18 protein-coding genes are annotated in these 12,599 nt (G+C 58.6%); 13 read left to right on the forward strand and 5 right to left on the reverse strand.

The window, feature by feature from the left end:
* Positions 1–169: 169 nt before the first annotated feature.
* The 8 genes from AC54AF_RS25845 to AC54AF_RS25880 are packed head-to-tail and all read left to right on the forward strand — an operon-like array spanning position 170 to position 7,848.
* Positions 170–679 carry a hypothetical protein gene (locus tag AC54AF_RS25845; RefSeq protein WP_496638852.1) on the forward strand — a complete coding sequence of 170 codons (510 nt, stop codon included), beginning with the start codon at positions 170–172 and terminating at the stop codon, positions 677–679.
* Between the two features lie 30 nt (positions 680–709).
* On the forward strand, positions 710–1,885 hold the full coding sequence (locus AC54AF_RS25850) for a phage tail sheath protein (RefSeq protein ID WP_496638853.1): 1,176 nt from the start codon (positions 710–712) through the stop codon (positions 1,883–1,885).
* A gap of 50 nt (positions 1,886–1,935) precedes the next feature.
* Positions 1,936–2,445, forward strand: coding sequence for a phage major tail tube protein (locus AC54AF_RS25855; protein ID WP_496638854.1), 510 nt, complete (start codon positions 1,936–1,938; stop codon positions 2,443–2,445).
* A 39-nt stretch (positions 2,446–2,484) separates the two neighbouring features.
* A complete protein-coding gene (locus AC54AF_RS25860) occupies positions 2,485–2,793 on the forward strand; it encodes a phage tail assembly protein (RefSeq protein WP_496638855.1) in 309 nt (102 codons plus the stop codon).
* 8 nt (positions 2,794–2,801) lie between these two features.
* A complete protein-coding gene (locus AC54AF_RS25865) occupies positions 2,802–2,915 on the forward strand; it encodes a GpE family phage tail protein (RefSeq protein WP_071650284.1) in 114 nt (37 codons plus the stop codon).
* Positions 2,916–6,002: a phage tail tape measure protein gene (locus AC54AF_RS25870; RefSeq protein WP_496638856.1), complete on the forward strand. Its 3,087-nt coding sequence runs from the start codon at positions 2,916–2,918 to the stop codon at positions 6,000–6,002. It begins immediately after the preceding gene.
* Between the two features lie 14 nt (positions 6,003–6,016).
* A complete protein-coding gene (locus AC54AF_RS25875; protein ID WP_496638857.1) occupies positions 6,017–6,625 on the forward strand; it encodes a phage tail protein in 609 nt (202 codons plus the stop codon).
* The gene (locus AC54AF_RS25880; protein ID WP_496638858.1) at positions 6,622–7,848 is read left to right on the forward strand and encodes a phage late control D family protein; all 1,227 of its coding nucleotides are present in this window, start codon (positions 6,622–6,624) and stop codon (positions 7,846–7,848) included. The genes AC54AF_RS25875 and AC54AF_RS25880 overlap by 4 nt, the downstream gene beginning before the upstream one ends.
* A gap of 169 nt (positions 7,849–8,017) precedes the next feature.
* On the opposite strand, the gene AC54AF_RS25885 is transcribed toward AC54AF_RS25880, so the two are convergent.
* The 5 genes from AC54AF_RS25885 to AC54AF_RS25905 all read right to left on the reverse strand — a co-directional run bounded on the left by AC54AF_RS25885 (position 8,018) and on the right by AC54AF_RS25905 (position 10,926).
* Positions 8,018–8,893 carry a pPIWI-associating nuclease domain-containing protein gene (locus AC54AF_RS25885; RefSeq protein ID WP_496638859.1) on the reverse strand — a complete coding sequence of 292 codons (876 nt, stop codon included), beginning with the start codon at positions 8,891–8,893 and terminating at the stop codon, positions 8,018–8,020.
* Positions 8,894–9,034: 141 nt separating this feature from the next.
* Entirely contained in the window at positions 9,035–9,445 is a 411-nt protein-coding gene (locus tag AC54AF_RS25890) for a hypothetical protein (protein ID WP_496638860.1), read from the reverse strand.
* Positions 9,442–9,789, reverse strand: a complete 348-nt coding sequence (locus AC54AF_RS25895) for a YdcA family protein (protein WP_496638861.1) — start codon at positions 9,787–9,789, stop codon at positions 9,442–9,444. The genes AC54AF_RS25890 and AC54AF_RS25895 overlap by 4 nt, the downstream gene beginning before the upstream one ends.
* Positions 9,786–10,466 (reverse strand): hypothetical protein, encoded by a 681-nt coding sequence (locus AC54AF_RS25900; protein WP_496638862.1) that lies wholly within the window; start codon positions 10,464–10,466, stop codon positions 9,786–9,788. Before AC54AF_RS25900 ends, AC54AF_RS25895 begins: the two co-directional genes overlap by 4 nt.
* 19 nt (positions 10,467–10,485) lie before the next feature.
* On the reverse strand, positions 10,486–10,926 hold the full coding sequence (locus tag AC54AF_RS25905) for a helix-turn-helix domain-containing protein (protein ID WP_496638863.1): 441 nt from the start codon (positions 10,924–10,926) through the stop codon (positions 10,486–10,488).
* An 81-nt stretch (positions 10,927–11,007) separates the two neighbouring features.
* Here AC54AF_RS25905 and AC54AF_RS25910 point away from each other — a divergent pair, with 81 nt between their 5' ends.
* From AC54AF_RS25910 to AC54AF_RS25930, 5 genes are all read left to right on the forward strand, one after another.
* Positions 11,008–11,211 carry a hypothetical protein gene (locus AC54AF_RS25910; RefSeq protein WP_496638864.1) on the forward strand — a complete coding sequence of 68 codons (204 nt, stop codon included), beginning with the start codon at positions 11,008–11,010 and terminating at the stop codon, positions 11,209–11,211.
* A 10-nt stretch (positions 11,212–11,221) separates the two neighbouring features.
* Entirely contained in the window at positions 11,222–11,425 is a 204-nt protein-coding gene (locus tag AC54AF_RS25915; RefSeq protein ID WP_070292043.1) for a hypothetical protein, read from the forward strand.
* A 47-nt stretch (positions 11,426–11,472) separates the two neighbouring features.
* Positions 11,473–11,661, forward strand: a complete 189-nt coding sequence (locus AC54AF_RS25920) for a hypothetical protein (RefSeq protein WP_496638865.1) — start codon at positions 11,473–11,475, stop codon at positions 11,659–11,661.
* Positions 11,658–11,921 carry an Ogr/Delta-like zinc finger protein gene (locus AC54AF_RS25925; RefSeq protein ID WP_176382421.1) on the forward strand — a complete coding sequence of 88 codons (264 nt, stop codon included), beginning with the start codon at positions 11,658–11,660 and terminating at the stop codon, positions 11,919–11,921. The genes AC54AF_RS25920 and AC54AF_RS25925 overlap by 4 nt, the downstream gene beginning before the upstream one ends.
* A gap of 121 nt (positions 11,922–12,042) precedes the next feature.
* A complete protein-coding gene (locus tag AC54AF_RS25930; protein WP_496638866.1) occupies positions 12,043–12,444 on the forward strand; it encodes a hypothetical protein in 402 nt (133 codons plus the stop codon).
* Positions 12,445–12,599: the final 155 nt, after the last annotated feature.

Genomic DNA, 12,599 nt, shown 5'->3' on the forward strand with positions numbered 1-12,599 from the left:
TTCCCACAGCGGCGCACTTTGTCGTGCCCTTGGAAATCAATTCGGGTGCGGGCTACGCCACGGCCATGCAGATCACGCCTGGCAGTTTCCGCATTAATTTTTGGAACGCCGCCGGCGTCCCAGCACCTGCCGGCGTGCTGGCCAATTGGTTCGCCTTGGGGAGTTAACAATGAATAAAGTATTTTCTATCACGACGCGCGCGTTCTACGCCACCGATATGCGTGCGGACTATGAGGCGGCAGGCACCTGGCCGGCCGATGCCATCGACATCACCAGCAATGACGAGGACAAGCTGCGCGTGGCCATCAGTACCGGCGCGGGCATCAAGCGCCTGGCATCGGGCAGCTGGAAAATTACCGCGCCGCCCGCTCCCTCTTTTGCCACGCTCGCCGCGCCTTACCTGGCATCCGTGCGCCAGACGCGCGACGCCATCCTCAACCGCCTGGCCGGCATCGGCTTTGCCGCCATGGCCGACGGCGACGCCGGCACCGTGCAAGCCATCGCGGCGGCGCGCGCCTGGCTGCTCGACATCACCATCTGCCCGACGGTTGCCGCCGGGCAGGACATCGAAGCGCTGCAAGCGGCCGTCAACGCCGAATACGCGCGCATTGCCGCCACCCTGTCCGGCGAGGCGCGGCGCGCTTTCGATGATACCGCCGGCATGGCATCCACCCAGTAACGCCCATCCACCACTCACCAGGAGAGCCCTATGGCCACCGACTACCACCATGGCGTGCGCGTCATTGAAATCAACGAGGGTTCGCGCCCCATCCGCACCGTGTCCACGGCCGTGCTGGGCCTGATCGCCACGGCCGACGACGCCGACGCGGCAGCTTTCCCGCTCGACACGCCCGTGCTCGTCACCAACGTGCTGGCCGCCATGGGCAAGGCCGGCAAGACCGGCACCTTGTACCGTGCGCTTGAAGCCATCGCCGCGCAGACCAAGCCCTTGTGCGTCGTCGTGCGCGTGGCCGAAGGCGAAACGGAAGCGGAAACCACCAGCAACGCCGTGGGTGGCGTCTCGCCCGATGGCAAGTACCTGGGCGCCCAGGCGCTGCTGGCCGCGCAAAGCAAGCTCGGCATGAAACCGCGCATCCTGGGCGCGCCGGGCCTGGACACCCAGGCCGTCACCAATGCCCTGGCCAGCGTGGCACAGCGCCTGCGCGGCTTCGTCTACGCGTCGGCCTATGGCTGCGCCACCGTCACGGCGGCCACCACCTATCGCGGCCAGTTCGGCCAGCGCGAAGTGATGATGATCTGGCCTGACTTCGTGAACTGGGATACCACCCTTGATGAAGAGGCCAGCATTTCTGCCGTCGCTTACGCCATGGGCCTGCGCGCCAAGATCGACGAGGAAACGGGCTGGCACAAGACCTTGTCCAACGTCGTCATCAACGGCCCCACCGGCATCACCAAGGATGTGTTTTTCGACCTGCAAGACCCGGCCACCGATGCCGGCGTGCTCAACGCCAAGGAAGTGACCACCCTGATTAACATGGGCGGCTACCGTTTCTGGGGTTCGCGCACCTGCGAGACGCCGGGCGGCTTCTTCTATTTCGAAAGCTACACGCGCACGGCCCAGGTGCTGGCCGACACCATCGCCGAGGCGCATTTCGCCTATGTCGATGTGCCCCTGCATCCGTCCCTGGTGCGCGATCTGCTGGAAAGCATCAACGCCAAGTTCCGCGACCTGAAATTGCAGGGCTACATCATCGACGGCCACGCCTGGTATGACGAGCAATACAACGACAAAACGGGGCTGAAAGACGGCAAGCTGGCCATCGACTACGACTACACACCCGTGCCGCCGCTGGAAAACCTGAAATTCCAGCAGCGCATCACCGACCGCTACCTGGCCGACTTCGCCTCGCGCATCGCGGCTTAACCATCCCCGTGCCCGCCGCGTGCGGGTGCAACTGACCACTGGAGAAAATTATGGGCATGCCCCACAAACTCAAGCAATTCAACGTGTTTCAAAACGGCGTGCTGTTCATGGGCATGGTGCCCGAGGTCACCTTGCCGAAACTCAGCCGCAAGATGGAAGAGTACCGCGCCGGCGGCATGAGCGGCCCTGTGTCCGTGGACTTCGGCAACGAGGCGCTGTCGCTGGAATGGAGCGCTGGCGGCCTGATCGCCGATGCCCTGAAACAGTACGGCGCCCACACTCACGGCGCCGTGCAACTGCGCTTTGCGGGCGCTTATCAGAACGACGATGACGGCAGCGTCGCCGCCGTGGAAGTGGTCGTACGCGGCCGTTACAAGGAAATCGACATGGGCGCGGCCAAGATGGGCGACGACACCACCCACAAATACACCATGGCTTGCAGCTACTACAAGCTGATGATCGACGGCGCCACCGTCATCGAACTGGACTTCATGAGCGGCACAGAGAACTTTGGCGGCGGCGACACCAACGCTGCCATCCGCAAGGCCATCGGCCTGTAATTCCCTTTTTATTCACCACCACCCTATAAGGACAAGACCATGAACAACGACAACAACAATCAAGCCGTCATCGAGCTGGACGAGCCGATCAAACGCGGCGACAGCTTCATCACCTCGCTCACCGTGCGCAAGCCCAAGGCGGGCGCCCTGCGCGGCATTTCCCTGATCGAACTGGGCAATCTGAACGTGTCGGCCCTGCAGATCGTGCTGCCGCGCATCACCGAGCCAACCTTGACGGCGCACGATATTGCCAACATGGACCCGGCCGACCTGCTGGCCGTGGGCGCCGAGGTTGCCGGTTTTTTGGCGAGCAAAGCCGATCGTCTTTCTGTATCCCCGGCGAAGTAGAAGACGCCATGGCCGACATTGCCGGCGTCTTTCACTGGACGCCGGCAGCGATGGACGGCTTTACGATTGATGAACTGATGGCCTGGCGCGAACGCGCCAGGCAACGAAGCGGAGCGGAATAGATGGCTGGTCGGGATTTGAAGTTACAGGTGGTATTTGCGGCACTGGACAAAATTACCGGCCCGCTGAAAAAGATCATGGGCGGCTCCAGCGAGACGGCCAAGGCGCTGAAAGCGACCAGCGACCGCTTGCGCGAGCTGAACACCCAGCAGAGAAACCTGGGGAAATTCCGCGAACTGCATAGCGGCATCAATGCCACGCGTACCAAGCTCAAGGAAGCGCAGGACAAACTTAATGATCTTGCTGCGAAAATGAAGCAGACCACGACGCCCACGCGCGCCCTGACGCGCGAATTTAACGCGGCAGTCAAAGTCACGCAGGCATTGACGCTGAAAGGCCGCGAACAAAGCCAGCAATTCCGCGTCCTGCGTACCAGCCTCAAGGAAGCCGGCATCGACACGCGCCAACTGGGCAAGGCGCAGGAATGGTTAAAAAACAGCATCCAGCTAACGAACGTTGAACTGGCTTCGCAACAAAAGCGCCTGGCCGCCTCCGCCGCCAAGCAGCAGCGCGTCACCAATGCCACCCAGCACGCCGACAAGCTGCGCAACAAGGCGGGCAACCTGGCCATGGCCGGCGCGGGCGCCACCGCCACGGGCGCCGTACTTGGCGCGCCCGTCGTCAAGGGGCTGAACGAGGCCAAGCACTATCAAACGGAAGTGGGCCGCGTCAACGCCCTGGGCCTGGGCGACAAGGTATCTGCCGAAGCCGTCGCCTTCGCGCGCAACATGAAAACCTACGGCACCAGCCAGCTCGACAATCTGCAGCTCATGCGCGACGGCATGAGCGCCTTTGCCGACGTACACCATGCGGAAATGGTCGCCCCTACCCTGGCCAAGATGAAGTTTGCCAATCACGCCTTCTTTGGCGAGGCCGAGGGCGCCGACAACGAACGCAAGTTCATGGACATGCTCAAGGTCATCGAGCTGCGCGGTGGTCTGGAGAGCAAGGAAAAGTTTGAAGCCCAAGCCAATATCGTGCAGCAGGTCATCACCGCCACGGGCGGGCGCGTGGGGCCGAATGAATGGCTGAACATGATCAAGACGGGCGGCATCGCCGCCAAGGGCTTGAAAGATGACGCCTTTTACTACCAGATGGAACCGCTGGTACAGGAAATGAGCGGCAACCGCGTCGGCACGTCCCTGATGAGCGCCTACCAGAACTTGTACCAGGGCCGCACCACCAAGCGCTCAGCCAGGAAGCTGGAAGAGTTCGGCCTGATTGGCGACAAGAGCAAGGTCAAGCACGACAAAGCGGGGCAAGTCTCGTTCCTCGATCCGGGCGCGCTGCTGGGCGCCGAACTGTTCCGAGAAAACCAGTTCGAATGGCTGGAAAAGGTGCTGTTGCCGCAACTGGCCAAGAAGGGCATCACGGAAAAGAAACAGGTGCTCGACGCCATCGGCAGCATCTTTTCCAACCGCACAGCGTCGAACCTGTACTCGCAGATGTATTTGCAGCGCGTGCAGATCCACAAGAACGAAAAGCTCAACCGTGGCGCCGCCGATATTGGCCGGCTGGAAAAACTGGGCCGCAACTCGGCCGCCGGCAAGGAACTGGAAGCGCAATCAAAGCTGGCCAATCTCAAGCTCACCATGGGCGAAAAAATCCTGCCGCTGTACGCGCAGGGGCTGGAAATTGCCATCAGTGCCGTGCAGCGCCTGAACGGTTTCATGGAGCGCAACCCGACCGTGGCCAAGATCATGATTACCGCCTTTGCCGTGCTGGCCGGCCTGCTGCTGGTGCTCGGCCCGCTGATGCTAGGCATCGCCGCCATGATCGGCCCGTATGCCATGCTGCACGTCATGTTCGCCAAGATGGGCGTGACGGGCGGCGTGCTCACGCCCATCTTGCGCAGCCTGGGCGGCGCCTTCATGTGGGCGGGCCGTGCCGTGCTGTGGCTGGGCCGTGCCCTGATGCTGAACCCGATTGGCATTGCCATCACGGTCATCGCCGGCGCCGCCTTCCTGATCTATAAATACTGGGAGCCGATCAAGGGTTTCTTTCGCGGCCTGTGGTCGGACGTCAAGGCAGCGTTTGCCGGCGGCTTTACCGGCATCAATAGCCTGATCGCCGACTGGTCGCCACTGGGCCTGTTCTATCGCGCCTTCGCCGGCGTGCTGGGCTGGTTCGGTGTTGCGCTGCCTGCCAGGTTCACCGACTTTGCCGCCAGCATCCGGGAGCGCATCGCCGCAGGCCTGGCGCCGCTGGCCGGCTTCTTTACCGACATCTGGTCGCAGATCAAGACCGCGTTTGCCGGCGGCATTGGCGGCGTCAGCGCCCTGATCGCCAACTGGACGCCGCTCGCCCCGTTCTATCGCGCCTTCGCGGGCGCGCTGGGCTGGTTCGGCATCACGCTGCCGGCCAAATTCACCGACTTCGGCGCCATTATCTTGCAGCGCATCACCGCGTCTTGGCAACCTATCGCCGCTTTCTTTGCCGACGTCTGGTCGCGCCTGCGCACCGTTTGCGCCGGCGGCATGAGTAACATCACGGCCCTGATTATCAACTGGTCGCCTGTCGGCGTGTTCTACCAGGCCTTCGCTGGCGTCATGAGATGGTTCGGCGTCAAGCTGCCGGCCCAGTTCACGGAGTTCGGCGCCAACATCCTGCGCGGCCTGGTCAACGGCATCACCGGGTCCATGGGCGCCGTCAAGGATGCCATCAGCAATGCCGGTTCCAGCACCATTGCCTGGTTCAAGGAAAAGCTGGGCATCCATAGCCCAAGCCATGTGTTTGCCCAGCTCGGCGACTACACCATGCAAGGCCTGGCTGTGGGCCTGGACCGCAGCGAGGGCGCGCCGATTGCCAAGGTGTCTAGCCTGGCGCAGCGCCTGACGCAATTGGGCGCCGGCATCGCCATCGGCACGGCCACGGCATTACCCGCCAGCGCCTTCGACACGCGCGCCCCGCTATCCCAGGGCGGGTTCGGCGCCGGCATGACGATTCAAGGCGACAAGATCGAAATCACGATCCAGGCGCAAGCCGGTTCCGATCCGCAGGCCATCGCCCGCGCCGTGTATGCGGCCATGGAGCAGCGCGACCGCGAAAAGGCCGCACGCATCCGCTCGTCCTTGCGCGACCACGATTAAGAAAGAAAAGCACCATGATGATGATTTTAGGAATGTTCGTGTTCAGCCTGCCGACCTTGGCCTATCACGAGCTGCAGCGGCAAACGGAATGGAAGCACACAAGCACGGCCCGCGTGGGCCTGCGCGACGCGCACCAGTATGTGGGGCCAGGCGACGACACGATTACCCTGTCGGGCTGGGTGGCGCCGGAACTGACCGGCTCCCTGTATTCGCTCGATGCGCTGCGCATGATGGCAGACACGGGTAAATCGTGGATTCTGATCCAGGGTACGGGCCGCATCCTAGGCTCCTACCGCATCACCAGCATGACGGAGGGGCGCACCATCCTGGACGGCAGCGGCGGCGCGCGCCGGGTCGAGTTCAGCATTGCGCTCAAGCGTGACGACGACGGCGTGCTGGCCATGATCGGCCTGGGCGACATCGGCGACCTGAAAAACATGCTCAGCATCGACGGCATGACCAGCAGCATTGCCGGCGCGGCCAAGAATGCCGTGGGCAGCGTGGTGGGCAATGTGGTCGGCGGCATCACCTCGAAATACGGCGGCGTGGTCAGCGAAATGAAAGACAAGATCGGTGGCACCATCAGCGGCGCCATCGGCAGCGCGGCGGACAAGTTTAAATGAGCGAGCATATCCCCGCCTTCAAGGTCAGCATCGAGGACAAGGATTTGACGGCCATCGTCTCGCCGCGGCTGATTAATCTGACCTTGACCCTGTGCCGTGGCGACGAGAGCGACCAGCTCGACATTTCCCTGGATGACAGCGACGGCAAGCTGGCCATGCCGCCGCGCGGCGCGCAGATCGCCCTGGCGCTGGGCTGGCAAGCCACCGGCCTGGTGGACATGGGCAAGTTCACCGTGGACGAGGTGGAGCACAGCGGCGCGCCCGACACCATCACCCTGCGCGCCAGGTCGGCCAACCTGATCGACACGTTCAAACAGCAGCAGGAACACAGCTTTCACAAGACCACCCTGGGCGCCATCATCGAGGCCATCGCCTTTCGCAACGAGCTGGCGTCGGGCGTGTCGGCGCGCCTGCGTGACACCGCCATCGAGCACATCGACCAGACCCACGAAAGCGATGCGGCCTTCCTGCGCCGGCTGGGCAGGAAATACGACGCGGTGGCCACCGTCAAGAATGACATCCTACTATTCATCCCCATCAACCAGAGTCGCACCGCCAGCGGCAAGGCGCTGCCCGTCATTCCCATCACGCGCGCCCTGGGCGACGGCCACCGCTACCACAGCGCCGAAAGCGACGCCTACACGGGCGTGCGCGCCTTCTGGCATGACGAGCGCTACGCGCGCCGCCGCAGCGTGGTGGCCGGCGTGCCCGGCAACAGCAAGCGCCTGCGCACCACTTTCGCCAACGAAACCGACGCGCGCGCGGCGGCCGTGGCCGAATGGCAGCGCATCCTGCGCGGCCTGGCCACCTTTGAAATGAGCCTGGCCCTGGGCAACCCGGCCGTGTTCCCGCAATCGCCCGTGACAATCAAGGGGTTCAAGCCCGAGATCGACGCCACCGAATGGCTATCGGTCAAAGTCACGCACAGCCTGGGCGGCAACGGCTTTACCACGCGGGTGGAATTTGAGACGAAAACGGAAGCGGTCGAGGCCGAACGCGAGAACGAGAAAGACCCGGACGAAGGCATCACGGGCTTGGTGGCCAAGTGGAAGGATGTGGCGGCGAAGAAAACAAAGGCTGGGCAGGAACAGGCGGGCGCTGCGGGAACGCTCAAGACGCTGGAGCACCTCTACAAGAGCAAGCAGGCCGCCAAGCGGGCGGCGCTGCATGCGTGGAAGCACATCGAGGAAGTGCGGGATATTATCCGTGAAAATAACGAGTAATCTTTGACGCCGAGGTAACAAAATGAGAGTTAAATCGAAGTCTCGGAATCATCAGCAGTACTGGAAGTATACAATTGAAGTATATAGCATAACTATTAAGAACATCAACAATTAGCAGTTATAAATCAAACGTCATTTGACCTGGATAGTCTGATGAGTTAGAGTCCATTCAGGATTCTTCCTCCCGGATATCGTCAACGCGAGCAAAAAGGATATCATTATCATCCCAAGCTGAAGTGTCGACAAAAAGGGTTTCATCGTTCCCTATTACTGCTGTAGGGTCATCCACGCTACTTGTGAGTGTCATAGTTAAGCGAAAATTCTCACGCTTTAGCATTCCATCGCCTCTTCGAATGTCGCTATTGGAACCCCATTGCAATTGAACACCCAAGCTTCCATAAGCCTTGAACTCTACATTCTCCGCCCCGATGCGTACAACTTCAAGCCCACCTATGTAAACTTCATCAATACTATGATGCGGAGAAATATCATATACGGACATAACTGTCTCACTTAAAGCGGCAGAAATTACCTCATCTTCAACCTGCCCTATAATCGCGTCCACCAACTCCCGTCTAGCCTCACTGGCGCTAACAAGCATACTATTAAGAGCCTCACATGCAGCACTAGCGTAGGCTTCAACTTCATCAGGAGGAAGATTAAATGTATCTGGATTTACATGTGTGAATTTACTAAGATTATTAGCAACGATATTAAGCTTCCTCCGCTCACCTTGAATGTCAATCCCTAACTCCTTTTTTGCGAACTCAGGCGCTATTCCGCCATGAATAAAAAATGATACGCGATGCGCGCGTGTCATACCGGTTTTAGAATTCGAATCAGGAACATACCACGTGCATCTTTCTATCTCGTCGCTCGGCGCCAAATTTTCTAAAACATGCCGTACTAATTCACGAAACGCAGTTGAAAAATTATTCAATCGAAGTGGATTATCAAATGCTTGCAGTGATTGTTTTGCTGCATCAAGTAACTGGCACTGAAATTCAGTCAACAATAACGGCCGCAATTCTTCGATAGCTTTCATATTCTGGATAATTGGTTATTGATGAAACATTATGAAATATAAATTTTTAGATTTTTTGACACTCGTATGCAAAGCCCAGATCAATGAAAAACGGCATTCCAGCGCACGAAAAATATCATTCAAAAGTTCTATACTTACGGATTAGAGTCGCTCTCCATTTTCGCATTTATTATGCATCAACCAATATGCAGTTCGACCAGACGGAATGTATGTAACACCACGTTTGATAAACACCGGCGATCCCATAATTGGACATATGGATTTAACCACTTCCGATGGCTCATTGGTAAAAATAGAAACCACCTGATCGCCGACTCGATACATGGGCGGCTCAGCATCTTCCTTCCCAACCTGGTCGATCTGGATGGAGCTGACTTTCATGCCAATCCTCTGCATTCTCTCGCCGATATTCTTATAGCCAAAAGTCTTGTCGGCAACGGGAATTCGGGCAATGATTTTCTGAACTTCGACAGGCGACGTGACTGTCTTGGCATCGGCAAAAGCGAGGAAAGGAAGCGAGAATAATGCAATGGCTGCGATTATTTTTTTCATATAAATGTCAGTAAGTATAAATAAAGTGTGACTCCGCGGCGTCGGTAGCTCTTGGCGCCGCTGTCGCTCAGACAGTACTGTCCGCCACGCGGTCCAGTGCAGTAGTTCCCACTGCGACAGGAGCAACCGGAGGAATCAACCACAGGCTCCTTGGCAGGCTGGCCAGTTGCGGAACAGATTTTTTTCGATGCACTGATCGAGCCATCATTGCAGACGAAAGTTGCGCCGTCACAATGAGAAATGCCACCTTTGCGGCCCGAGCATGGCGTATTGGCCGCCAGCAATGGGATGCATGCAAGGAGGCACGCGGTAAAGGCTAATTTCTTGATTAGTAAGAATCTCATTTTCTTGTGCCTGCGGACCACCGGGGAATCCCGTCGGAGACGTTACTCACGCACTCGCGTATCGCCCCATTCGGCATTCTGCTGGAACTTCCCAATGAATACGCCTTGCCATCGACGAAACACTGTGTCTCAGTGGACGATCCTGATGCAGCACCGACAGCCGAAGGCAGCAACAGCCAGCCGCAAAGCAGCGCCGAACCAAGCAGCAGTGCGCACAACACTAAAACCGTAGTCCACATCCGTTTCATTTCGGCCGCGTGCCGAACGCAGGACGCGCATGGCATCTTCAGGTGCACGGTTTCCTGATGTGGTGAGATAGCGGGAGCAATTGGACCTACAGGCGCGGGCATAGGTCCTGGCGCATTCTGCAGTGCAACAATGCGGGCATTGAGCAACGCCATCGCTGCCATATACTTGTCGCCTGGAAATGCATTCATGTTGGCCGCGCCGAAATTATTCAGCAGCACGCGGTAAACATCCAGTGCAGGCGCGCCACTCAGCGCTACCAGCGCCTTGACCTTGGCCGTCACATCTTGCCGCTGCAACTTCGTAAGCGGCTGAAATTCAGGCTTCGAACCTATCGTGAAATTGACCACGTTACTTTGACGTGGTGCCTCTTTCACATTTCCAACAACAGCCTGGCTAACATCCCCGTAAAAACTCGATTTTTCAGCCATCAGTAATCCATCATTTTTGCTAATCTTTAATCTTCTTCTTGCTGCTACCCATGTTGAAGGTCTGCTTGCCGGTGATGTCGCCGGTGATTTGGTGGCCAACTTTTCCATGAAACTCTACGTGCGGTCCACTTTTTGTAGGGGCCGCCGCCGGGGATGCACTCATCCCGTCTATCATCCCTAGCACACCTGCTTTTCCTCGAATATCCAAGCCACGATAACCAGTCAGCAATTCCTTTTCATCCTGAGTGAGCGAAGCTGTCGCCTGATCTCCAGTAAGGATAAATTGAACGTCAACGCCAATTGAAGAGATTGCGCGCAAATAGACTGCATCGGGCGAACGCTCGTCCTGTTCATACGATATTTGAGTGCGTTTTTTTACGCCGCCTGCCGCGCCGAACTCGTCTTGATTCATGCCTAAGCGCAAACGCTCGGCTTTTAGTGCTTCCCCAATGGTGCTCATATTTTCACTAAATCTCGTTGACAAGTGTACGTTCGTACACTATAGTTACGCCATCCTGTAGCGATTACACATCATAACATTATGAAAAACGTATCCAAAATCGGGCGCACTGCCAAGGGCGTCACTTCGCAGCCTTTGGGCGTCCGCTTAGCGCCTGATGAAGTGCTGGAGGTCGAAGCCATTGCCGCCAAGCAAGAACGATCCCGTGCCTGGTTACTGCGCTTCCTGATCTTGCGCGGCCTCGCCGACTACAAGCGCGAAATCGCTTCCCAAATCCCCCACTAAGGACGACGCCATGTACCCAGATGCAAAACGTATCCGAAACCACCGCGTCATGTTGCGCCTGGACGATTACGAACACCAGCTTGTTTCCTCGCTCGCCGATTACCAGGGCGAAGCGCTTGCTGTGCTGGTGCGTCAGATCGTCATGCGTGAAGCCTTAGCAGTTATTGCAGGTGACGAAGCCAACATCGACAGCGTACAGCTTCGCAGTGCTTAATCCGAGACACTGAATAGTAACTTTTAAGCAACTGCAAAGCTACCCACATGCCAGATCACCAAATTAATCTCAATGACGACGAGCGCGCGCTGCTAGAAATCGTGCGCCAACGCCAGGGGCTGGCAAGTATCGATCAGGCGGCTGAATGGCTCGTCAAGTCGCGCTTACGCATACAGTCGAAAAACATGACAGGTCGCGGTCGCGCCCTGTACCAAGTGGAAAGAAAGCTGAAATGAGAGTCATCGGCCTGCCCTGCCCGCACTGCGAATACACCGTCCGCGCCGTCAAAAGCCGCACGATGTCCGCAATGTTCAAGGAAATCACCTACATGTGCCAGAACCCCGACTGTGGGCACTCCTTCGTGGCCGGCCTGGAAGTGCTGCGCACCCTCTCGCTGTCCGCCATGCCCAAGGCCGATATCCGCATCCCGATGTCCCAGCATGCGCGCACGGCGGCCACCAGCCAGCTGGCCCTGGACCTGACTGCCGGCTGCTGATGACTATCCCGATCCTCGCGCCGCCGTAGCCCGGCCGCCGTAATTCCCCCTCTTTTGCTGTGCCCTGCAGCGCTCCTTTTCGAGCGTGCGGGATTCGTTCAACCTGAAATAAGGAAAACCGATGGAAAACACGCTGCACGCCACCCGTCATGCCGACAAATCCATGGCATCAAGCACGATCCGCCCGACCTTGCAAAATTGTATTGTTCCCGTGGCGCCGACGTGTTTTCTGCTGCAAGCCAGCGCGGGCATCGGCATCGCGGCGCTGACCGCCCACATCCATGAGATTGCCAAGACCTATCACGCCTACGGCGCGGCCAATCTGACCTTCATCGTCAGCGATGCGCAGGCACTGGAGCGTGACGGCTTTTTCGCGCCAGCCAAACAACGCGCCCTGGTCGGCAAGCTGCCCATCGCGTTGAACTACATTTTCGCCAATGAAGCGGGTTCCCGGCACTGCTGCGGCGCATCGCACACGCTCCCGTACTGGGCAGAGCAATTTCTCAAGCCAGGGGCACGCTGATGCTGCGCCTGGCCAAAACCTGCGGCATCTGGCTGCTGACGCTCCTGATTGTCATTGCCCCCGGCGTGCTGCGGGCCATCGGCGCCATCAAGGACTGAATCATGCCGGCGTCCCTTATCGACAATCACCTGTCCTTCCAGCCTGCCGCCGAGATT

It is taken from the genome of Janthinobacterium sp. JF4, from assembly GCF_059617925.1.